The sequence below is a fragment of the Saccharothrix mutabilis subsp. mutabilis genome, from assembly GCF_039521145.1.
In the GTDB taxonomy this organism is placed as follows: Bacteria; Actinomycetota; Actinomycetes; order Mycobacteriales; family Pseudonocardiaceae; genus Actinosynnema; species Actinosynnema mutabilis.
The window spans coordinates 179,573-202,475 of record NZ_BAAABU010000006.1 but is presented as its reverse complement, the minus strand read 5'-3'; the positions used below and the strand labels follow the sequence as shown (position 1 = coordinate 202,475).

The 22,903-nt window shown below is 71.1% G+C and carries 16 protein-coding genes; 5 read left to right on the top strand and 11 right to left on the bottom strand.

Translation table 11 applies throughout. From position 1 onward, the window contains the following. Window positions 1-85: 85 nt before the first annotated feature. From ABD126_RS17015 to ABD126_RS16995, 5 genes are all read right to left on the bottom strand, one after another. Window positions 86-3,757, bottom strand: coding sequence for a hypothetical protein (locus ABD126_RS17015; RefSeq protein ID WP_343934825.1), 3,672 nt, complete (start codon window positions 3,755-3,757; stop codon window positions 86-88). Window positions 3,758-3,775: 18 nt separating this feature from the next. Continuing rightward, window positions 3,776-5,428 (bottom strand): hypothetical protein, encoded by a 1,653-nt coding sequence (locus tag ABD126_RS17010; protein WP_343934824.1) that lies wholly within the window; start codon window positions 5,426-5,428, stop codon window positions 3,776-3,778. A gap of 498 nt (window positions 5,429-5,926) precedes the next feature. Next, complete coding sequence (locus tag ABD126_RS17005) at window positions 5,927-6,505, bottom strand: TetR/AcrR family transcriptional regulator (protein ID WP_343934823.1); 579 nt, start codon at window positions 6,503-6,505, stop codon at window positions 5,927-5,929. Continuing rightward, window positions 6,502-7,383, bottom strand: coding sequence for an NmrA family NAD(P)-binding protein (locus ABD126_RS17000; RefSeq protein WP_343934822.1), 882 nt, complete (start codon window positions 7,381-7,383; stop codon window positions 6,502-6,504). The genes ABD126_RS17005 and ABD126_RS17000 overlap by 4 nt, the downstream gene beginning before the upstream one ends. Further along, window positions 7,380-7,880, bottom strand: coding sequence for a nitroreductase/quinone reductase family protein (locus tag ABD126_RS16995; protein ID WP_343934821.1), 501 nt, complete (start codon window positions 7,878-7,880; stop codon window positions 7,380-7,382). Before ABD126_RS16995 ends, ABD126_RS17000 begins: the two co-directional genes overlap by 4 nt. 192 nt (window positions 7,881-8,072) lie before the next feature. Between ABD126_RS16995 and ABD126_RS16990 the strand changes: the two genes are divergently transcribed. Then, entirely contained in the window at window positions 8,073-10,361 is a 2,289-nt protein-coding gene (locus ABD126_RS16990) for a tetratricopeptide repeat protein (protein ID WP_343934820.1), read from the top strand. A 197-nt stretch (window positions 10,362-10,558) separates the two neighbouring features. On the opposite strand, the gene ABD126_RS16985 is transcribed toward ABD126_RS16990, so the two are convergent. Then, entirely contained in the window at window positions 10,559-11,440 is an 882-nt protein-coding gene (locus ABD126_RS16985) for a baeRF3 domain-containing protein (RefSeq protein ID WP_343934819.1), read from the bottom strand. Window positions 11,441-11,776: 336 nt separating this feature from the next. Continuing rightward, window positions 11,777-12,181: a helix-turn-helix transcriptional regulator gene (locus ABD126_RS16980; RefSeq protein WP_343934818.1), complete on the bottom strand. Its 405-nt coding sequence runs from the start codon at window positions 12,179-12,181 to the stop codon at window positions 11,777-11,779. Between the two features lie 276 nt (window positions 12,182-12,457). Between ABD126_RS16980 and ABD126_RS16975 the strand changes: the two genes are divergently transcribed. Beyond that, entirely contained in the window at window positions 12,458-13,420 is a 963-nt protein-coding gene (locus tag ABD126_RS16975) for a TerC family protein (protein ID WP_343934817.1), read from the top strand. Between the two features lie 180 nt (window positions 13,421-13,600). After that, entirely contained in the window at window positions 13,601-14,167 is a 567-nt protein-coding gene (locus ABD126_RS16970; protein ID WP_425542836.1) for a YbhB/YbcL family Raf kinase inhibitor-like protein, read from the top strand. Window positions 14,168-14,212: 45 nt separating this feature from the next. Here the strand turns inward: ABD126_RS16970 and ABD126_RS16965 are convergent, their stop codons facing one another. Both ABD126_RS16965 and ABD126_RS16960 read right to left on the bottom strand, forming a co-directional pair. Beyond that, on the bottom strand, window positions 14,213-14,413 hold the full coding sequence (locus ABD126_RS16965; protein ID WP_343934816.1) for a hypothetical protein: 201 nt from the start codon (window positions 14,411-14,413) through the stop codon (window positions 14,213-14,215). Between the two features lie 40 nt (window positions 14,414-14,453). Further along, window positions 14,454-14,699 (bottom strand): three-helix bundle dimerization domain-containing protein, encoded by a 246-nt coding sequence (locus tag ABD126_RS16960; protein WP_343934815.1) that lies wholly within the window; start codon window positions 14,697-14,699, stop codon window positions 14,454-14,456. A gap of 433 nt (window positions 14,700-15,132) precedes the next feature. On the opposite strand from ABD126_RS16960, the gene ABD126_RS16955 reads away from it, so the two are divergent. Beyond that, on the top strand, window positions 15,133-15,924 hold the full coding sequence (locus ABD126_RS16955) for a hypothetical protein (RefSeq protein ID WP_343934814.1): 792 nt from the start codon (window positions 15,133-15,135) through the stop codon (window positions 15,922-15,924). Window positions 15,925-16,061: 137 nt separating this feature from the next. Further along, window positions 16,062-16,796: a hypothetical protein gene (locus tag ABD126_RS16950; protein WP_343934813.1), complete on the top strand. Its 735-nt coding sequence runs from the start codon at window positions 16,062-16,064 to the stop codon at window positions 16,794-16,796. 54 nt (window positions 16,797-16,850) lie between these two features. On the opposite strand, the gene ABD126_RS16945 is transcribed toward ABD126_RS16950, so the two are convergent. Together ABD126_RS16945 and gltB are read right to left on the bottom strand one after the other, a co-directional pair. Continuing rightward, complete coding sequence (locus ABD126_RS16945) at window positions 16,851-18,293, bottom strand: glutamate synthase subunit beta (protein ID WP_343934812.1); 1,443 nt, start codon at window positions 18,291-18,293, stop codon at window positions 16,851-16,853. Next, entirely contained in the window at window positions 18,286-22,764 is a 4,479-nt protein-coding gene (gene gltB, locus ABD126_RS16940) for a glutamate synthase large subunit (protein WP_343934811.1), read from the bottom strand. The genes ABD126_RS16945 and gltB overlap by 8 nt, the downstream gene beginning before the upstream one ends. Between the last annotated feature and the right edge of the window lie 139 nt (window positions 22,765-22,903).

The window sequence follows — 22,903 nt, the reverse complement described above, 5'->3', positions numbered from 1 at the left end:
CGGGTGTCACTCCGGGGCCAGTCGAGGTCGACATCTCCAGGCAGTGTTCGGTGGTGCTCTCGCCGGTCGCCGGTCGGTTCGGCTGTCAACTGCCGCCGTTGCCGATGCCGATGTCGGTTATGCCCTTGGCCAGGGTCAGGTACACGTTGGAGGCGGCGGCGGTACCCTTGCCCGCGATCAGAACGGCCAGTGCGATCCGCATCGCCCGCGCCTTCTTGGCGCCCAGGACCAGTCCTGTGGTGGCCGTGTTGCAGAAGCCGCCGACGAGGACGAACCCGCAGGAGTACCCCGCGTCCTTGCCCTCGCAGTGTTCCGGGTAGGCGCTGAGGGTCACCGCCACCCCGGAGCAGGCGTCGAGGACCGCGCGGGCGTAGTTGGCGGCGTCCTTGATCTTGGCGTTCTCGAACGGCCACGCGAGCGCGGTGCTGACGGCCGACAGCACCCAACCGATGCCCTTCCACAGGTTGGGGCTGTAGATCACCCCGGGGATCGAGTAGACCGCTTTCAAGGTGCCGAAGAACACGTTGAACACCTTGCAGCTGCGGATGAAGCCGTCGTCCTTGCCGCTCTTCTTGCCCTCTTCGAGAAGCGCGGCGGCGGAGAAGAGCCCACCGCCGATCGTGAAGATCGTGCCGACACAACCGCACGCCCACACCAGCGGTTTCCAGGCGTCGGCCGCGACGTGGGGCGACTGGCCACCGGTCGGCATCATGTCCTCCCAGGTCCCCCGCTTGCCGATGAGGTCGATGTCCGCGGGGCACCGGGAACCGGTCAACGCCCTGCTCAACTGGGCAGCGGGGATCGCGACCGCGAGGGCGAACACCCCCACGACGCTGCGGTCCCGGGGCGGGGGGAAGCCGAGGTCGTCCAGGAAGTCGAGGATGGCTTGCACCCAGGGGTTGTCGAAGGGCTGCCCCAACACCTCGACCATGCCGCTCAGCAGCGGCGGCACGTGGTCGATGAGCCCGCAGAACAACTCGGCGGCCAGCGCCACGCACTCTTGGGCGAGACTGATCATCCCGTTGTAGACGGCGCCGATGGTCTTGAAGTCCGGGTTGTCGGCGAGTGCCTGCCAGTCCTGGATGATCTCGGCGCCGGCCTTCGCCGCGATCTTGGCGAGGGTGTCGCCGACCAGGGCGCCCATCGCGTCGATCTCCTCGTCCACCGGGCCGAAGTCGATCCCGGCCTGGAAGCTGTCCATCAGGCTGCGCATGGCGGGGCTGAGCAGGCCGCTGACCGGCGCGGAACCCAGGACGCCGATGGCGGAGGCCAAGGCCTCGGACTTGACGTGGCTGAGCCGTTTGCCGGCGTAGGCGTCGGGCAGTTTCGCCTTCTCCAACTTCCTGTTGAGGTCCCCGGCCCAGCCGTTCACCCTGCTCTTCCAGCCGGCTGCCTTCGACCGCGTCACCTCGCTCAGCCGGGTGAGGCACTCGGTGACCCCGGACGCCGTGGCGTCGGCGATCTTGACGATGTCGTCCCAGCCGAGCGCCTGGCGTATCCACGCGAGCAGGTCGATGCCGATGAGCTTGAGCAGCGAGTTGACGGCCTTCAAGACCTGGGCGGCGGTTTTGAGGGCGAACCGGAAGACCTCCTCGCCGATCTTCACCACGCAGTCGATGCCTTCCTCGACCGCGTTGCAGACGATCTCCGCCGCCTTGTCGATGTCCTTCTTCAACTCCTCGATCCACCGCTTGAGGTCCTCCCAGCGGTCGCACGCCCAGTCGTAGGCGTCCTCGAAGATGTCGCTCGGCTCGGGCGGGGGTTCGGGCGGGAGGGGAACGGGGAAGGGCGTGCCGCGGGTCTCCAGGGTCCACTTGTCGCCCTGGACCCGCTTGACCTTCACGCTGGTGGTGAAGGCGTGCAGCGTTTCGCCGCCGTCGGAGCTGGGGGTGGGCTCGTACCTGGTGTGCACGCAGCCCGGATCCGGCGAGGTGCCTCGGGCGGGGGTGGACAGGGCGGGCAGCAGTCCCGCCGCGGTCAGGACCGTCTCCTGCGGGACGTCCGCGCCGATGATCGGGTTGCCCGCGTTGTCCCGGGCGCCGCGGAGGTCCTCCTCGGAGGTGATCGCCCGCATGATGCCGTACGCCTTGCCGCTGGGCCGGACGATGAGTCGCCCGGGGAAGGCCGGGGAGGTCAGGTGCAGGGCCGCCGGGGTGGCGCCCGAGGCGACGGCCACGACGGTGAGCTTGCCGTCGGCGTCGGCGTGCAGCGTGGGGCCGGCGTCGGGGGACAGCAGGTGCATGTGGTTGTCGACCAGGACGTAGAGGTGCTGGGAGGCGCGAAGCGTCACGGGCTTGTCGGCCAGTGGTGTGCCGTGGTCGTTGGTGAGGGTGATGACCGAGGTGTACGACTCGACGCACCGCTGCTGCGGCTTGTTCATCGCCTCGACCAACTCCGCGTCGAGCCGGGTCAGGGTGGCGAAGTCCGTCGCTCCGGTGGGCTCGGGCAGTGATCGCGCGTTGCCGACCGGGCGCGTGTGCCACATGCCGTGCGTCGGGTCCTGCCACACGTGGGTGAGTTCGCCCGCGGTGTTGGCGATCATCATTTCCAATGGGTGCGCGCGGTTGCGGCTCGCGCCCAGCGCGGCGACGTCCTGCCGCAGCAGCACGGGCCGCGTGAACCGCAGGGTGTTGCCGGTGCGGGTGCCGCGCACGTAGTGCAGGCGGCGTTCCGATGCGCCCTCGGGTCCGCACAGCGCCCACACGGCGACGGTCTTCGCGCCACCGTGGTGGGTTTCGTTGACCACGAGCGACCGCACGTCCTTCAGCCCGACGGGGAGCTGGAGGGGTGCGCCGCGACCGTTGAGGAACACCCGCACCCCGTCGGCGGTGCCCACGTACACGTCGGAGGTCAGCGCCCTGGTCTGCCCCGGGTAGGTGATCGGTGTGACGCAGGTGTAGCGCAGGTCCTTCGGGATCTTCGAGCTGCCGGGGCTGAAGTTCCACTTGGTCCCCTTGCCGACCGCGACGGCGTACATCCGCTGTGGTGGCGGTCCCTCGATGCTCTTTCCCGTGCCGAGCAGCCACACGGCGCGCATCCCGTTGTGGTGGCCGACCGCGACCTGGCTGACCGACGTCATGTCCTCGGGGATCGTGCGGCGGGTGGCGGACCCGGCGGTGGGGTCGGCTTCCACGTAGATCTGGGCGCCGCTGGAGTCCTTGCCGACGACGGCCAGCACGGGGCCTTGACCGCCCGCGTCCGGCGCGCTCACCGGCACCCCTTCCGAGTTGCCCAGCCGGACGTGTTCCACCGTCAGGTCCTCGGGGATGATCTGGTCGTTGCCCACCCGTTGGAGGTGGCGCTCAGGCAACTGTTCCCAGTCGGCGTCGGACGTGTCGGGGGGCAACAGGCCCGTCGCGTACACCCGGAGCGCCGACGTGCCGTCCTTGAACAGGAAGCGCAACGCGACCGCGAGGGTGATCCGGCCGTGGGAGTCCTGCACGACGTCGAACGCCTCACCGCGCGCGGTGTACTCGCTGGTGATGTAGCCGTTGCCCAGGTGGATGCGGCGCCAGCCGTCGCGGTGGCCCGCTCGGAAGCGGTGCAGCCACAGTTGGCCCATCTCCCCGAGGGTGAACACCAGCGGGTTGCCCTGGGCGTCCTGCGCCAGGCAACACCCCTTGCGCGGGTCGACCGGGATGGTGGGCAGCAGGTTGGTCATGGCCTCGCACGACACCGTCGCGGTCACCGGGGCCGGGCCCCGCGTCAGCCGCAACCGGTCCACGGGGACGGAGGTCGACAAGTCCACACCGCTCATGGCTGTTTCCTGTTCGGTTCAACGTTCCGCCTGGTAGGTGATGTCGATCGACATGGAGCCGTGTTCGCGGAACAAGGCGTTGCGGAAGAAGAAGGTGTCGCCGGCCGGCAGCAGCACCGGCACGTTCGCCAAGTCGTCCGCGCACCTGTCGAAGTGGTCCCACGAGTGCTTGAACAGGGACTTGAAACCGTGGCGGTAGGGTTCGTTCACCGTGGCCGCCCAACTTCGCAGGGCGCTCTTCAGGTCTTCCTCGACTCCGTTGTCCCGGCAGTTGCCGGACTCTGCCCGCTCGTCCAGTTCGTTCCGGAAGTGGAAGTGCTCGGACTGCCGCGCTCGGAGGACCGGTCTGCCGTCGCTGTCCAGCGCGAGGTCCGCGTAAAGCGCGTCGGCCCACTCCTGGCAGGACGCTCGCAGCGGCACCACGCAGCCGTCCTTGGCCGCGTCGAGCGAGTCGAGGATGAACTTGCCGGTGACGATGACGTTGTTCCCTCGGGGTATGGCCATCAGGACCACGCGTGCGGCCAGCCGCTGGAACGGAGCCGCGCACGGAGAGCCGGCGAAGCGCCTGACGACCTCGACTTCGACCTGGCCGCGGTGGGCGTCGAAGGACACCACCTTCCCGAAAGGGAACGCCTGGGCATCGGGCGCCACCTCTTGCACCGGTGGTAGCGCTCGTTGCCTCAGCTGGTCGAACATCGGCTCCAGCACCGCCGGGAAGAGGAACGCGTGCGGGCCGACGGTGAGCACCCCGTCCACGTCCCGGTCCTGGTCGACCCAGTTGTCCCGGTGCCTCGGCGGCTCAAGGTCGACGTCGTGCTTGTTCCGCCACCTCGTCACCGCGAAGAAGTTCAACGTGCTCAGGTCCGGGTCCTGGTCGTCGCGCATGGTGGAGAACGTGGCGTTCACCGGCACCATCCAGTCCGACGGTCCGCCCGCCGGGTCCGCGCCGGCGCGCGCCAGGCTCTGCTCGGTGTGGCTGACCGAATAGCCCGCCACCACCGCGCGCTTCCCGCTGGGGGAGTTCGCGGCCGAGAAGTGGTGTTGCAGGAAGCCGCCGAGGATGTCGAGCTGCTCGACGTCCGGTGGCATGGTGCCCTCCCACCAGCTGTTGATCTCCGACCGGTTGCGCTTGGAGAAGTCCAGATCGCTCAGGCCGCAGTACACGTGCCGGACGGCGAAGTAGTCGTCGACCAGTCCGTCGAGCGTGCGCCGCAGCGAGTCGGACACGTAGGTCCGATCGGCTTGCTCCTTGTCCCACTTCGCCATCCGCAGTCGTGCCCGGACGCTGAGGCGGTAGCGGTTCCCGGGTGAGCTCTCGATGGTGTACCGCCGCACTTGCGGCGCTTGGTCGCCCTTCCCGTAGAGCGTGAAGAGCGCCTGGCCCTTGGTGAGCACGACGCCGAAGAGGACGTCCTGCTCGTTCTTGCGGTCGAAGTGGATTTTCGGGAGGAATTCTACGTCCAGGTAACAGTCGTACTTCCCGAGCTTGTCGTCGTCCGGCAGCTTTTCGTCATCGGCCAGGTAGACCCACTGGCCTCCATCGGATTTCATCCGGAGGCGTCCGGGAATCGTGCCGTTGTTGACCAGGTTCTCCAACTGCTCGTTGATCGCTTTTTGGGTCACGGAGATGACCAGGTCGAAGTCGTCGAACACCTCGTCGTTCTGTCCCATGTTCCGCACCTCCGGGCGGGGTGAGCACCGCGGTGCCGCGCCACACCGGGAAGACCACCCTCGTGCTCGGTTCAGCGACCGGCCATCGCCGTTCCCGCTGCGTGATGTCGTCGGCGCCTGCGCTAGTGGTCGCCGCTTCATGGTGGGCACATCCAGTCGGCCCGCTCAACATGAGCGCACGACATACACCCTAATAAGCGTCTGGCGACCCTAGTGGGTGAGCGCGGAAGTAGCTGGCGTGAGTTGGCCGAGAACGTCGGCTAGTCCGCAAAAATTCGGTGTCCCACTATGGGAATTCGTTGCTGCCGGTCTGGTTCGACGACGTCGATCACCGGTCACCACGCCTTGCGCCCCCAACGGTGCCCAAGCGCTCCCGCGAACGGCGGCTACCGGGGGTCGGCCTGGTGCGGCTGCGGGGCTCGGCGTGTGGGTGGTGTACGTGATGCGCTTGGAGCAACAGGCGAAGGGGCGCTCGCGGGTCGCCGCCCGCTCGTGGGTTCACGTCGGCGGCGTGGTGTGGGCGCGCAGCACGAGGTCGACGGTGCGTTCGGCGAAGTCGCGGGTGAGTTCGGCGGTGGAGATCAGGCGGCGGTGGAACAGGGGGCCCGCGAGCAGGTCGAGCAGGTCGGCGGGGTCGGTGTCGGCGGGGAGTTCGCCGCGGTGGACGCCTCGGGTGATCGCGTGCAGGACGACGTGGTGGCGGCGCTCGGCTTCGCGGCGGTGCAGGGCGGCGAAGGCGGGGTCGCGTTGGGCGGCGTCGATGAGGGCGGGCATGAGGGCGGCGGCGGGACCGGTGGTCAGCGCGTCGGCCAGGGCGGTGATCAGGTGCAGCAGGTCGCCGCGCAGGGTTCCGGTGTCCGGGTCGACGGGCGGGGCGAGGATGGTGTCGAAGGCGTCGAGGACGAGGGCGGCGCGGTCGGGCCACTGGCGGTAGATGGTGGTCTTGGCGACGCCGGAGCGCTCGGCGACGGCTTCGACGGTGGTGGCGGGGATGCCGCGCTCGGCCACCAGTTCCAGGGTGGCGCTCAGGACGGCGGCGCGGCTGCGGGTCATCCGCGGGTCGATGCGCGGTGTCACCCCCGGATTGTCGCTGGTGGACCCTGCCCGCCGGGCAGCCAGGTCGTCCGGTGGTCGTGGATGTACTGCCGCAGGGTGCGGGCCGGGCGGCGCAGCAGCGTGGGCAGGGTGTGGTCGACGGTGGCGGCCTGGCCGTGCCGCAGGCCTACGTGGAGCACGGTCTGCACCAGGCCCTGGGCCAGTGGCAGCCCTCGGGCGCGCAGGTGTCGCAGGTAGCCGAGCGTGGTGGCGGGCTGGTAGGAGATGGTGCGGTCGAGTTCACGGGTGAGCAGGGTGGCGACGGTGGTGAAGTCGAGTGCGTGCGGGCCGGTGAGCCGGTAGGCCGAGCCGTGGTGCGCGGCGGGGTCGGTGAACACCTGGGCGGCTGCGTCGGCGATGTCGCGGACGTCGATGAACGCGACGCGCCCGGTGCCCGCGGGCACGTGCAGGCGGTCGTCGTCGACGATGTCGGCGCGGTAGGCGTCGGCGAGGTTCTGCGCGAAGAAGCCCGGCCGCAGCACCGTCCACGCGACGCGGGAGGTGCGCAGGTGCGCCTCCACCCGGTGGTGGGGCACGAGGCGGTTGGAGTCGGCGCCGGCGACCGAGGCGAACACCACGTGGCAGTCGGCCGCGTCGATCAGCGCGTTGAGCGTGTTGCCCACGCGGGTGATGTGCGGGGGTCTGACCAGGAACAGCCCGGAGGTCCCGCGCAGCGCGGGGGCGAAGGTGGCGGGGTCGGCGAAGTCCAACCGGACGGCCTCGACACCGGGGTGGCGCCGCGCCACGGCCTCGGGATCGCGGGCTGCCGCGCGCACCGCCACGCCCGCCGCTTGCAGCGACCGCACGGTAGCCCCTCCCAGGTTGCCCGTCGCCCCGGTGACCAGGACCGGGCCGGTCACGTCCGCCGGTCCAGGGTGAGGTAGACCAGCGACAACCCGTCGCGGCGGACGGCCTCGGCCAACTCCTCCAGCGTGGGCGTGCGGTCGACGTTGATCCGGATCCCCATGCGCCGTCCGGCCCGCCGGTGCCCCGCCTGCTCGATCAGCTCCCGGTACACCCGGGCCACGGCCGCGGGGTCCTCCACCAACTCGGCCCGCGCGCCGTGGCGCACACCCGACAGGGTCACCTCGACATCCGGCCGATCGCGCAGGTTCACCCGCCACGGCGAGTTGGTCAACACCAGCAACCGGCCGTCCGCCACGCGCCGGTACGCGACCGGGAACCGCAACAGCCGTCCGGTCTTGCGCCCCACGACGTGCAGCAGGATCAGGTGCTCGCCGACGCGCGCGGAGCGCCGGGGTGACGACAACAGCGCGCCCAGCACGCGGTTGACCAGGACGTAGGGAGCCTTGGGCGGGCGCATCCGCTCGACCGCCGGACGTGGAGTGGAGGACACGACCACCAGACTACGCTACGCGGGCGTAGCGAAGTTCCGGTTGTGCTCGTGCCGACGCGCTCGAACGACGATCACTGAACCCGGTGCTCTCGACCTTCCGGCGGCTGCGGGACCGCGTGATGCCGCTCAGCCGTGCCCACAGGACCGTATTGACGCGGTGGAGTGCCCGGTCCGCACTGGAAGGATGGCGCGATGGGCGGGCGGAAGGACGATGACGAGGGCGACGCCACCCCCGAGATCATGCAGAACGCCATGGCCTCGGGCGGTTCGATGGTGGTGCAGGCCGGACGTGACGTGTACCTGACCAGGGTGCCGCCGAGCGGTCCGGTGGGGGTGCCGCTGGAGCAGGTGGTGGACCCGTTCGCGGTGGAGGTGCACCGGTCGATCACGTTGGACGAAGGGCATTTGCCCGACTTGCCGCTCTACGTGCCGCGTGCCCACGACACGCGGCTCCGCGTGGTGGTCGAGCGGGCTGTGCGGGGCCTGAGCGCGATGGCCGTGCTCACGGCGGGATCGGCGGCGGGCAAGACCCGCGCCTGTTGGGAGGCGTTGGCGCCACTGCGCGCCGCGGGCGGGTGGCGCTTGTGGCATCCGCAGTCCCCCACTCGTCCGCAAGCGGCTCTGGACGGGCTGGACCGCGTGGAGCCGCGCACCGTCGTGTGGCTCAACGAGCTTCAGGAGTACCTGGGCGCAAGCGGGGACCAGGGCGAGCGGGTCGTCGGCATGCTGCGCGCCCTGCTCAATGATTCTCGTCGGGCGCCGGTGCTGGTGCTGGGCACGCTGTGGCGCGAACACCACGAGGCCCTCACACAGGGACAGGGCTCGCAGACGATCGCGCTGCTCGCGGGACATGTCATTCCCGTGTCCGACGAGTTCGAGGACGTCGACCTCCCGGCCCTGGCACAGGCCGCGAAAGCGGACCCGCGGCTGGCGTGGGCGAGCAAGAACGCCGAGCGCCGGCAGATCACCCAGTCCCTGGCGGGCGCACCGGAACTGCTCGACCGGTGGCGCACGGCGCCGCGCGCGGCCGAGGCCGTGTTGCGGACGGCGGTGGACGTCCGGCGTCTCGGGTATTCCGAAGACCTGTCGGCGCGTTTCCTGGCACAAGGCGCCCTGGCGTACCTCAACGAGGTCGATGTCGACCAGCTGGGCGAAGACTGGTTCGAGCGCGCGTTGGGCTACGCCACACGCCTGTGCAAAGGCGCGCCGGGACCGCTGATCCGACACCCCGCCGGGACCGATCGCGCACCCCTGTACCGGCTGCACGACTACCTCTACCAGCAAGGCAAGCAGGACCGCGAACGAGAACGGTGTCCGGCCGGGCTGTGGGACGTGCTGGTCGAGCACGTGACCGGTGTGGACGACCTGGTGACCCTGGCCGAGCAGGCGCAGCAGCGGGGCCTCTACGCGGTGGCCGCACGGCTGGCCGATCGGGCCCTGGGCGTGGCGTCGGACGGTAGTGGCGCCGCCACCGCGAGGGCGATGCGACTGCTGGGGTGGCTGCACGAACAGCGAGCCGCCACCGCCGAGGCGGTCGCGTGGCGCGCCCGTGCCGACACCTTCGATCCGCCGCTGCGCCTGGGGTTCGTCCTGACCTCGACCGACCTTGCGGAGGACGAAGACGAGCTGCGTGAACGCGCGGCGGCCGGCGACCGCGCAGCGATGATGCTGCTCGCGGACGGGCTGTCGGCCACAGACCCCGAAGAGGCCCTCCTGTGGGCACGGCGCGCGGCCGAAACGGGGGAGTCCGAGCCGGTTCTGCGGCTGGCCGACGCGCTGGAGCGCGTCTACCGGACGGAGGAGGCCAAGCGGTTGCTGATCTCCCTGGCGGAGGCCGGCGACACCGGCGCCATGTGGCGGCTGGAGCACCTGCTGACCGGGCAAGGGAAAACCGAGGAGGCGTTCCACTGGCTCGGGGCGCGCGCGGAGACCGGCGACCCGCTGGCCGTGTCGAAGCTGGCCACCGCGTTGCAGCGGCGAGGCGACCGGAACGGTGCGGAACAACTGCTGCGGCGGCACGCCGAGGCGGGCGCTACCCCGGTGATGTGGCACCTCGGGGGATTCCTCGTGCGGCAGGGCGATCTCGCCGAGGCGATCACGTGGTTCCAGCGCAGCGCCGCCGAGGACCCCATGGCCGCGCGGCTGATCCTCGACAAGTGCCGCGAACTCAACCGCGTCGCCGACGCCGAACCCCCACTGCGCGCCCAGCACGACAAGGGCAACTGGTCGGCCACGAAACGGCTCGCCGAGACGCTCATGCTCCTCGGACGGCACGACGAGGCGGAACTCCTGCTGCGCTGGATGGTCGAGGCGACCACCGACACCCACGCGCTGGGCATCTCCGATCCGTACGGGATGCGTCAACTGATCAACCTGCTCGACGCGACCGGCCGCGGCGCGGAAGCCGTTAGGTTGCACGCTTACGGGATCAACCCGGGTGGCAAGACCGCCGACGCCTTCACCCTGCCCAAAGCGACCTGACCCGGATGTGCGCCGATCTCGGGGGCCGGCGTGGTGACCAGGTCACCGAGCGCGCCGAGTAGGTGGAGCCGGCCGCCAGGTCTCCGCGCACGCGGCGGCCGGACCGCGCACCCGCGGTGAGTCGCGCCGCCGACGCGCGGCCTGGGCAACGCCGCGCGGGTGCTGGGCGGCGCGGGTGGTCAGCGGCGGCGCAGGGGTCAGTGCGAGGTGGGTGCCGTCGGGTAGCTCTCCGGGTTGGAGCAGGGCGATCCAGCCGCCCCGGCTGAGCACGATTTCGATGAGTTCGTCGACGGCGTCGTCGATGACGTCGGTGTGGGTCCTTCGGCGGTGCGCTGTTCGATCAGGTCGAGGGCTTGTTGTGCGCGGGAGCGCAGGTGGTCGCGTAGGACTGGGCTGATGAGATCGACGAGGGTGTCGGTGGGGGTGGTGAGGTGGTTGCCCTTCACCAGGCCGGCGAGGCGGGTGGTGTTGCGGGACAGGCGGCGGAAGTTGCCGGCGGTGGGTTCGGCGGCGACGAGCAGCAGCGGCATCGGGTAGCGGCGCAGTGCGGCGCCCAGTGCGCGGTCGACGCGGCGCAGGAACTCGATCGGCTTTTCCGCGCCGCGGCCGGCATGCCTGCCGTCGGTACGGCGTCGGGCGGGGAAGGCGCTGCCGGGCGCGGGCACCAGGGTGGTGCCGTGGCCGTGCAGCAGTCGGGCGTGGTCGGTTGAGAGCAGCAGCACGGTGTGGCGCGGGGTGTGTCGCAGGGCGCGGACGAGGTCGCGGGTGGCGAAGGTCGGGTCGATCACGCACCGGTCCACCACGGGGATCGGGAGGTCGAAGCGTCGGCTGTGCGCGGCGCTGGCGAACAGCGCCACCGCCTGGTCGGTGGGTCGCCCGGCCGCGTCGCGGATCATGGTGTCCAGGGCGTCGAGCAGTGGGCGCGGGTTGGTCATGTGTTCGGCGGCCAGTCGCTGCCGGGCCTGACCGGCCAGGGTCCGCAGGGTGGCCAGATCCTCGGGGTGCATGACCGGGCCGGGGCGGGTCCGGGCCAGGAGCGAGATGCTCGGATAGGCGCGCAGCGCCTGAAGTGCGGTCACCGCGTGGGTGGTGACGGGCGTGATTCCGGCGCTGTCCGGCGCACCGGGCGACACCACGGTGCCGGTCGGGTTGGTGGGTTGTGAAGCGAGAGGGGCCATGGTGAGGGTCCTGTCCGCAGGACGCCGAGCCGCACCGCACAACCCCTCGTCGGGCGTGGTGTGGTGGTGCCGGCGTCGGTGGAGTGAGGTCTTCCTCGGCCCGCGCGGTGGGACGGCGGGTGCTCGCGCCGGATCCGGATCGGCCGGATCGTGCTGACGACGCGGGGCTCGATCGTCGAGGTACTCCCCTCGCCGTCGAGAATGACGAACTGTGGTTCGCCTGTCAAGGGTGGTGGATCATCCGGTGCGGCGACGACGCGGAGGAGTCGAGGCGCCGTCACCCGCGGCATCACGAGCACTGCCGTCGGGGGTGGCGGGACCGACGGCGGTGATGAGGTCGGCGATGCGGTGGTGGGCTTCCAGCGGGTGGCGCAGGTGGCCGTCGGGGTTGATGCGGTAGTGGTTGCGGCGGCCGACCTTGGTGCGCTCGATGTAGCCGCCCTGGATGAGGTCGGTGAGGATGAGCTGGACGGCGCGGGTGGTGATGCCGACCTTCTCGGCGATGACGGGCAGGGTCTGGTGCGGGTCGGCGGCCAGGCACAGCAGCACGTGGGCGTGGTTGCTCAGGAACGTCCACGACCCGCCTGAAGCCTGCGACGCGGTGGCGCCGGCGTGGTCGGTTGGGGGTTCTGCGGGTCGCATGTGGCCGACCATAAGGCATTTGTTCCACTCCCGATGCCGCTGCCGGCGAGCGGGCCTCAGGCTGGGATTGACGAACCGCAGTTCGCCGGTCAAGCCTTGACAGGTGAACTGTGGTTCGTCATTCTGGTGGTGCGGAGGGGAGTACCCACCCGGTCCGGGATCGTCATTACGGCAGCTCGACGGCTGCCCGGTCCCGACGCCACCACGCACGACATTTCGTGTCCTGGTGGTTGGGGAGACCTCCGGTTCACTCGACGTGACCGGAGGTGCTTGAAAGTGGTTGTGCCGTTGTGGGCGTGGGCCGCGGTGCTCGGCGTGATCCTGGTGATGCTCGCCGTCGACCTGTTCGCCCACCGCCGCGCGCACGTGGTCGGGGTCCGCGAGGCCGCCGCCTGGTCGGCGGTGTGGGTCGCGCTCGGCCTCGGGTTCGGCGCGATCGTGTGGTGGGCGTGGGGCGCGGAGTTCGCGGGCCAGTACTTCGCGGGCTATGTGATCGAGAAGTCCCTCGCGGTGGACAACGTGTTCGTCTTCGCGATCATCTTCGGCTACTTCGCCGTGCCGCGGGAGTACCAGCACCGGGTGCTGTTCTACGGCGTGCTCGGCGCACTGGTGTTCCGGGCGGCGTTCATCGCCGCGGGCTCGGTGCTCATCGCGTCCTTCGCCTGGATCCTGTACGTGTTCGGCGCGTTCCTCGTCGCCACCGGCGTCAAGATGGCGGTGCACCGCAACGAGACCATCGACCCCGACCGCAGCGTCGTGCTGAAGCTGTTCCGCAAGCTCATCCCGACAACGGATGAGTACCACGGGCAGAGGTTCCTGGTGCGCCGGGCCGGGCGCTGGGTGGCGACCCCGCTGCTGACGGTGCTGGTGCTGGTCGAGGTCACCGACATCGTCTTCGCCGTCGACTCCATCCCGGCGATCTTCGCCGTCACCCAGCAGCCGTTCCTGGTGTTCACCTCCAACGCCTTCGCCATCCTCGGCCTGCGCGCCATGTACTTCCTGCTCGCCGACCTCATGCACCGCTTCGTCTACCTCAAGCTCGGCCTTGCCCTGGTGCTCGTGTGGGTCGGGGTGAAGATGCTGCTGCTCGACCTCTACAAGATCCCCACCGGCCTCTCGTTGGCCGTGGTCGCCGTCCTGCTCGCCGTCGCGGTCACGGCCAGCTGGATCCGCACCCGCACCGCACCCGCCACCGGGGCGCCCGCGGCCGAGGCGGCCCCGGTTTCGCGGACACCGTGACCGGCGGTCCGTGCGACCGCTCCACTGTGGACGGTTGTGGTCATCACCGGGGTGAAGGTGGCACTCAGCACCGGTCGCCGCCCGTCGGTCTTTGCCGCCGGGGTGCGGGGTGCCTACGCTGGCCGGGCCGCAGGCGCACGTGCCCCACGGACCGACCACCGAAATCCTCGGGAGCGTCAAGTGGAACGCACCAGAACCGTGCTGTACGCCTTGCTCATCGCCTTGGTCGCGGGCATCACGCCGGCCGCCGCGTCATCGAGCGCTTTCGTCCTGTCCAGCCCGGCGTTCGCCAACGGCGGCACGATCCCCAAGGTCCACGAGTGCACCAGCGGCGGCGGCAACGACCCGGCGAAACGCAACGAGTCCCCACCCCTGACGTGGACCGGCGCCCCCGCCACCGCGCGCAGCTACGCGATCGTCATGCGGGACCTGGACAACAACAACCTGATCCACTGGGTCATCTACGACATCCCGACCACCACGACCTCGCTACCCCAGAACGTGCAGCACGCCTACCGCCCCGCGGTCCCGGCGGGTTCCCGGCAGGTCTACTACCGGGGCAGCGCGAGCCTCTACGGCTACCAGGGCCCGTGCTCGCCTTCGACGGTGAACACGTACGAGTTCGTGGTCCACGCGCTCAACCAGACGTCGCTGACCACCCTGACGTCCAGTTCCTCCACCCAAACCGCCGCCAGGACGATCGCCGCGGCCTCCCTGGGCTCGGCGCGCATCACCGGCGAGTCGTGACCGGCCCGCGCCGCCCCGGTCCGACGGGGCGGCGCGACCTCGGGGTCACGGCATCAGGCCGTCGCCGAGCAGCTCGGTGACCCATCGGTGGGCCCGCAGGCACATGTCCGCCTCGGACCCGCGCGCGTGCCCGGCCACGACGTCACCGGACCACAGCACGAGCGCCGCGACGCCGTCCCGGACCGGGTCAACCCGATCACCCAGCGCCGCCCGCCGCGGACCACGCGGCGTTCGGCGGTGAGCCACCGGCCCCGCCGGTCGGTCTCCACGGCGTGCCCGGGGCGGCCTACCGGACCTCCTGCAGCCGTTGGAGCGCCAGCCGGGCGGCCAGGATGGGTAGGAAGGCGTGGACCTTCGCCCGCGCGGCGAGCTGCCGGTAGGCGTCCGTGACGGCCTCGCGGACGACGCCGTAGCTCCTGGTGCCCGCCAACCGGCGGGCGACCTCCTCCGCGGCCTGGTCCAACTGGACCTCGACGCGGGTGTGCAGATCGTGGGGATCGCGAACTTCGTGACCGTCGAGCCTGTCGCCCATCGCAGCCCTCCAACCCGAGCCCGCCAGGCCGCCGTTCGACCTCCGCCGAGCCCGCAGTCCGGATCGACCGTAAGGTTGAACGTTGGACAAAGACAGTCTGGACTTTCCCCGAACGGATCCGCATCATGCGGCACCCCGAAGCGCGAAGGCGTCGAGAAACCCCGGGTCAGCCGCACTCCGCCGCGACGCGTCGACCATGATCCGCATTTCCGCGGAACCGCTTTGCGCCGAATGCCCGTCCGGGGAGGAGGCCTTGGCCGCCGTTTCCGCGTGCACCGACCCGCCGGCCCCGGGCACTGCGGGGAGCACCTGACCGAAGCGTGAACGGTGATCCTTCTTCCGAGTGGTTTCCCGGCACGTCGGGCGGCCGGACGGGGGAGTGGGGCGCACGCTGGTGTCCGTTGTGGACCTTGGGTGTCGTGGTGGGGGTTCGGTGAGCACTTCGCAGGATCGGCGGGACCAGCGGCGGGCGGCGGTTCGGCGGACCGGGCCCGCGCCTCGGCGGCGGCGGAGGTTCCTCACGCTGGGGCGGGCCGTGTTGTTCGGGGGGATCGCGCTCGTCGTGGGTGGCGTGGTGAAGCTGCTGGTGCCGGCCATGACGCCCCTGTTGACCGCGGGGCTGGCGGTGGCGCTGGGGGCTGTGCCGCTGATCGTCGACCTGCTGCGGGAACTGCCGGAGCGGCGGCGGGCCCGCGGGGCCACGATGGGGCCGTTCGCGGCGGCGGCGTTCGTCCTGCTGGTGGTAGGCGGTGGGACGGCCTACGCCCTGTCGTGGACGATCGACCGGATCACCGGCGGGGAGGGCGTGCGGGCGCAGCGGTTGGGTCAGCCGGTGGAGGGGACGCTCGGGCCGTTGTCGCTGAAGGTGGAGAAGGTCGAGGTCACGGACAACTTCACCAAGGTGACGTTCACCGCCGTCAACCGCGGCGCGATGGCGGCCAAGGTCAGCGTGGTGGACTCGTGCCGGCTGGTCGCGGGGGAGTCGGAGTTCCGGCTCGACGGGCTGTTCGACGTGCTGCGCGAGCCGTTCTTCCTCGACGTCCCGGGCGGCGCGGAGGTGCGCGGGACGTTCGCGTTCCCCGGCACGCCCGAGCCGGGCCGGACGACCGTCACGATGAGCTGCGGTTCGGTGTCGTGGACCGGCTCCGACCCGCGGTGGCCGGGCCGGGACTTCGTGGGTCGGCCGCTGCGCGTGGCGGACGTCGAACTCGCGCCCGTGGGCTGATGTGGAACCTCCGATCCCCGCGCGGTGCAGAGGGGGTATGACGGCGACCGCCACGGACGTGGCCGAAGGGCACGGTCGAGTCGCGGGCCGCGCGGGCGCTCAAGCGGCTGCGGCGCAGGTGGAAGGCGAGGCGGACCGTGGCTGAACGGCTGGAGGACGAACCGCGCCCCCGCGGGCGCGACGGGGACCGCGAGCCCGACGACGCCACCGTGGCCGCCAACACCGAGGCTGCGACCAGCGCTTCGGAGCGGGAGCGGCGGTTCGGCGACATCGGCGTGCTCGCCGCCGCGGCGGCCCTGCTGACCGGCGTGACGGTGGCCGGCGTGGTCGTGCCGTGGGTCGTCGCCCGGGACGCCGTGCCCGCCACGACGACCACCTCGACACCCTCCACGACCCACACCGGCCACCCGTGGCGGTCGGCGCACTGCGAGGGCTTCGGCGAGCCGTGGGTGGCCACCGCCGACGAGGTGGCGGAGCGAACCGGGTGGCGACCGCCGGGGGCCGGCACGCCGTGGGGCGAACCGGAGGAGTTGCGGTTCTCGGTCGTCCGGCCGCCGACCGGGTTCGTCGTGGCGAGGTACCGGGTCGACGGCACGCCGGTGACCGTGGAGCGCTACCCCGAGGCGGCCCGGTTGGTGCCCGAGCCGGGCACGCCGGCCGCCGAGGTGCCGCTGGCCGGCGCGACCGCGTTGCTGCTGGAAGCGGAGTCGGACAGCTGGTACCACGTCGACCACCCGGACCGGTCCGGCTCGGGCGGACCGGCGAGGTGCTCGGCCCGCAGGCTGATGTGGACCGCCGGCGACGGGGTCGGCTGGGCCGTCACCGGGCACCTGTCCACCGACGAGCTGGTGGCGCTGGCGGAGACGCTCTGAGCGTGGTGGCCCCGCGGTGGGCGGACTCCGTTGTCCACCCACCGCGGAGCCGGCTCACGCGATCGGCCGGTCGGTCGGCTCGATCGGTCGGGGCAGCACCTGCCGCCCGGTGAGGAACGCGTCCACGCCCGCGGCGGCCGAGCGGCCCTCCGCGATGGCCCACACGATCAGCGACTGGCCGCGGCCCATGTCGCCGGCGACGAAGACGCCGTCCACGGTCGTCTTGAACTCCTCGTCGCGCACCACGTTGCCGCGCGCGTCCAGCTCGACGCCCAACCGCTCCAGCAACCCGGCCTTCTCCGGCCCGACGAAGCCCATCGCGAGCGTCACCAGCTGGGCCGGCAGCTCCCGCTCCGTGCCCGGCACGGGCTGGAACCCCGAGTCCACCTCGACCAGCTTCAACGCCCGCACGGCGCCGTCGGCGTCACCGAGGAACTCCACGGTGGACACCGAGTACAGCCGCTCGCCGCCCTCCTCGTGCGCGGAGGTCACCCGGTACAGCATCGGGTAGGTCGGCCACGGGTGCGCCTCGGACCGCGTCTCCGCGGGCCGCGGCATGATCTCCAGCTGGGTCACCGACGCCGCGCCCTGGCGGTGGGCGGTGCCGACGCAGTCCGCGCCGGTGTCGCCGCCGCCGATGACCACGACGTGCTTGCCGGCCGCCGAGATCGGCGAGTCCGGCAGCTCACCGCGCGCCACCCGGTTGGCCCACGGCAGGTACTCCATCGCCTGGTGCACACCCGAGAGTTCGCGGCCGGGCACCGGCAGGTCCCGCCACGCCGTCGCGCCACCGGCCAGCACCACCGCGTCGTACGTGGCGCGCAGCTCCTCCACCGTGACGTCCACGCCGACGTTGACGTTGGTCTGGAACCGGGTGCCCTCCGCCCGCATCTGGTCCAGCCGGCGGTCCAGCCGCCACTTCTCCATCTTGAACTCGGGGATGCCGTAGCGCAGCAACCCGCCGATGGCGTCCGCCCGCTCCAGCACCACCACGTCGTGGCCCGCGCGGGTCAGCTGCTGCGCCGCCGCCAGGCCCGCGGGCCCCGAACCCACCACGGCCACCTTGAAGCCGGTGCGGGTCCGGGGCTCCTGGGGCGTGACCCACCCCTCGTCGAAGGCGCGGTCGACGATCGAGATCTCGACCCGCTTGATCGTGACGGGATCGCCGTTGATCCCGACCACGCAAGCGGCCTCGCACGGGGCGGGGCACAGCGTCCCGGTGAACTCCGGGAAGTTGTTGGTGGCGTGCAGCCGCTCGATGGCGTCGCGCCAGTCCTGCTGCCACACCAGGCTGTTCCACTCGGGGATCAGGTTGCCCAGCGGGCAGCCCTGGTGGCAGAACGGGATGCCGCAGTCCATGCAGCGCCCGGCCTGCTTCTCCAGCTTGGGCCGCTCGAACTCCTCGTAGACCTCGCGCCAGTCGCGCAGCCGCAGGAACACCGGACGGCTGCGCGGGGTCTCGCGCTCGGTGGTCAGAAAACCGCGCGGGTCAGCCATGTGCGGCCTCCATGATCGCCTCGTTCACGTCGCGGCCCTCCTGCTCGGCCCGCGCCCGCGCGGCCAGCACCCGCTTGTAGTCCTTGGGCATGACCTTGGTGAACCGGTCGACCGCGAGGTCCCAGTCCGCCAGCAACCCGTGCGCCACGGCGGAGTCGGTCTCCGCGTAGTGCTTCTCCACGACCGTCCGCAGGAAGTCGCGGTCGGCGTCGTCGAGCGGGTCCAGGTCCACCATCTCCTGGTTGACCCGCTGCTCGCGCGCGTCCAGCACGTAGGCCACGCCGCCGGACATGCCCGCCGCGAAGTTGCGCCCGGTCGGTCCGAGCACGACCACCCGGCCGCCGGTCATGTACTCGCAGCCGTGGTCGCCCACGCCCTCGACCACGGCCAGCGCGCCGGAGTTGCGCACGCAGAACCGCTCGCCGACCTTGCCGCGCAGGAAGATCTCGCCGCTGGTCGCGCCGTAGCCGATGACGTTGCCCGCGATGATGTGCTGCTCGGCGGTGAACTGCGCGTCGGGCACCGGCCGCACCGTGATCCGCCCGCCGGACAGGCCCTTGGCGACGTAGTCGTTGGCGTCGCCGATGAGCCGCAACGTGATGCCGCGCGGCAGGAACGCGCCGAACGACTGCCCGGCGGTGCCGGTGAACGTCACGTCGATGGTGTCGTCGGGCAGGCCCTCGCCGCCCCACCGCTTGGTGACCTCCGAGCCGAGCATGGTGCCGACGGTGCGGTTGACGTTGCGCACCGGCAGTTCCAGCCGCACCCGGTCACCGGAGGCGATCGCGCCCTCGGCGAGCTGGATCAGCGTGTTGTCCAGCGCCTTCTCCAGCCCGTGGTCCTGCTCGACCACCTGGTGCCGCGCGGCGTCCGCGGGCAGCTCGGGCACGTGGAAGATCGGCGACAGGTCCAGCCCGGCGGCCTTCCAGTGGTCCACGGCCTTGCGGGTGTCCAGCAGCTCGGCGTGGCCGACGGCCTCCTCCAGCGACCGGAAACCGAGCTGCGCCAGCAGCTCGCGCACTTCCTGGGCTACGAACTCGAAGAAGTTGATCACGTACTCGGCCTTGCCCGCGAACTTCGCGCGCAGCGCCGGGTTCTGCGTGGCCACGCCCACCGGGCACGTGTCGAGGTGGCAGACCCGCATCATGATGCAGCCGGACACGACCAGGGGAGCGGTGGCGAAGCCGAACTCCTCCGCGCCCAGCAGGGCCGCGATGACGACGTCCCGGCCGGTCTTGAGCTGGCCGTCGGTCTGCACCACGATCCGGTCGCGCAACCGGTTGGTTAGCAGCGTCTGCTGCGTCTCGGCCAGCCCCAGCTCCCACGGGCCACCCGCGTGCTTGATCGACGACAGCGGGGACGCGCCCGTGCCGCCGTCGTGGCCGGAGATGAGCACGACGTCCGCGTGCGCCTTGGACACGCCCGCCGCGACCGTGCCCACGCCGACCTCGGACACCAGCTTCACGTGGATGCGGGCGGCCGGGTTGGCGTTCTTCAGGTCGTGGATGAGCTGGGCGAGGTCCTCGATCGAGTAGATGTCGTGGTGCGGCGGCGGCGAGATCAGGCCGACCCCGGGCGTGGAGTGCCGCGTGCGGGCGATCCACGGGTACACCTTCGCGCCGGGCAGCTGGCCGCCCTCGCCGGGCTTCGCGCCCTGCGCCATCTTGATCTGGATGTCCTCGGCGTTGACCAGGTACTCGCTGGTCACGCCGAACCGGCCGGAGGCCACCTGCTTGATCGCCGAGCGCCGGATCGGGTCGTAGAGCCGCTCCGGGTCCTCGCCGCCCTCGCCGGTGTTGGACTTCGCGCCCAGCCGGTTCATCGCGATGGCCAGCGTCTCGTGCATCTCCTGCGAGATCGAGCCGTAGGAGATCGCGCCGGTGGCGAACCGCTTGACGATGGACGACACCGGCTCGACCTCGTCGATCGGCACCGGCGGGCGCACGCCGTCCTTGAACTCGAACAGGCCGCGCAGCGTCATCAGCCGCTTGGACTGGTCGTCCACGGCCTTCGTGTACTCCTTGAAGATGTCGTAGCGGCCGGTCTTCGTGGAGTGCTGGAGCTTGAACACCGTCTGCGGGTTGAACAGGTGCGCCTCGCCCTCGCGGCGCCACTGGTACTCGCCGCCGACCTCCAGCTCCCGGTGGTGGGCGCGGACGCCGTCGGGCGGGAACGCGAGCCGGTGCCGGCGCGCGACCTCCTCGGCGATCACGTCGAACCCGATGCCGCCCAGCCGGGACGTGGTGCCGGTGAAGCAGGACTCCACGACCTCCTCGCCCAGGCCGATGGCCTCGAAGATCTGCGCGCCGGTGTAGGAGGCGACGGTCGAGACGCCCATCTTGGACATCGTCTTGCGCACGCCCTTGCCCAGCGCCTTGATCAGGTTGCGGGTGGCGGTCTTCGGGTCGAGGTCGGCCATCTCCTCGACCGACGCCATCGCCAGGTACGGGTTGACCGCCTTGGCGCCGTAGCCGATGAGCAGCGCGATGTGGTGCACCTCGCGGGCGTCGCCGGACTCCACGATCAGGTCCACCTGGGTCCGGGTCTTCTCCCGCACCAGGTGGTGGTGCACCGCGCCGGTCAGCAGCAGCGACGGGATCGGCGCGTGGCCCGCGTCCACGCCCCGGTCGGAGAGCACGACCAGCCGCGCGCCGTCGCGGATCGCCGCCGACACCTCGACCTTGATCTCCGCCAGCCGGCCCACGAGGGCGTCACCGCCGCCGTTGACGTCGTAGGTGCCGTGCACGGTGTAGGTGCGGAACTCCGGCAGGGTGCCGTCGTCGTCCACGTGCACCAGCTTGGCCAGCTCGTCGTTGTCCAGCACCGGGAACGGCAGCGAGATCCGGCGGCAGGAGGACGCGTCGGCCCGCAGCAGGTTGGGTTCCGCGCCCAGGGTCGCGTGCAGCGAGGTGACCAGCTCCTCGCGGATCGCGTCCAGCGGCGGGTTGGTGACCTGCGCGAACAGCTGCGTGAAGTAGTCGAACAGCTGCCGGGGCCGGTTGGACAGCGGCGCGAACGGGGCGTCGTTGCCCATCGAGCCGATCGGCTCCGCGCCGGTCTTCGCCATCGGCCGCAGCAGCAGCGACAGCTCTTCGTCGGTGTAGCCGAACACCTGCTGACGACGCACGAGGGACGCGTGCGTCGGCACCTCGCGCTCGCGCGCGGGCAGGTCGGACAGGTGCAGGATGCCGTCTGACACCCACTCCTGGTACGGGTGCTCGGCGGCCAGCTCGCCCTTGATCTCCTCGTCGTCGATGATCCGCCCCTGGGCGGTGTCGACGAGGAACATGCGGCCCGGCTCCAGGCGGCCCTTGCGGACGATGGTGGTGGGGTCGAGGTCGAGCACGCCCGCCTCGGAGCCCAGCACGACCAGGCCGTCCTCGGTGACCCAGTAGCGGGCGGGGCGCAGGCCGTTGCGGTCCAGGACCGCGCCGATCAGGGTGCCGTCGGTGAACGACACCAGCGCCGGGCCGTCCCACGGCTCCATCAGCGTGGAGTGGAATTCGTAGAACGCGCGCCGCTGCGGGTCCATCTCGGCGTGGTTCTCCCACGCCTCGGGGATCATCATCAGCACGGCGTGCGGCAGCGACCGGCCGCTCAGGTGCAGCAGTTCGAGGACCTCGTCGAAGGTCGCCGAGTCGCTGGCGTCGCGGGTGATGACCGGGAAGATCCGCTCCAACTCGCCCGGGATGAGGTCGGTGGCGAGCATCGACTCGCGCGCGTCCATCCAGTTGCGGTTGCCGCGCAGCGTGTTGATCTCGCCGTTGTGCGCCACGTACCGGTACGGGTGGGCCAGCGGCCACGACGGGAACGTGTTGGTGGAGAACCGGGAGTGCACCAGGCCGATCGAGCTGGTGACCCGCTCGTCGGTCAGGTCGGGGAAGAACCTCTCGACCTGCGGCTCGGTCAGCATGCCCTTGTAGACGATGGTGCGGCCGGACAGGCTCGGGAAGTAGACGCCGGTGGCGTGCTCGGCGCGCTTGCGCACGACGAACGCCAGGCGCTCCAGCTCCATGCCGTCTTCGCCACCCAGGAAGAGCTGGCGGAACCGGGGCATGGTGGTCTTGGCCGTGGGGCCGACGTGGTCGGCGTCCACGGGCAGGTCGCGCCAGCCCAGGACGGTCGCGCCCTCTTCCTCGGCGATGCGCTCGATCCGCGCGCGGACCTCGTCGTCCTCGTGCGGCAGGAAGGCGGTGCCGACCGCGTAGGCGCCCGGTTCGGGCAGGTCGAAGTCGACGACCTCGCGGAAGAAGGCGTCGGGCACCTGGATCAGGATGCCCGCGCCGTCGCCGGTCTCCGGCTCCGCGCCCCGCGCGCCCCGGTGCTCCAGGTTGCGCAACGCGACCAGCGCCTGGGCGACGATCGCGTGGTTTCTCCGACCGGCGAGGTCGGCGACGAACGCGACGCCGCAGGCGTCGTGCTCGAACTGGGGGTCGTAAAGACCGTGCTTCGGCTGGTGGTGGTGGGTCACAACGGGCCCTCCCGTGGCATCGCCTGTCTCGACTGTTTTCGGGCAAACAGACATGGCCGGGTGCCTGGTGCGCGCTTCGTCGACGCGCGGCAGCTCGGCCTGCAGGACTGCTGGCTTGGGGGTCCACGCCGGGGGAGAT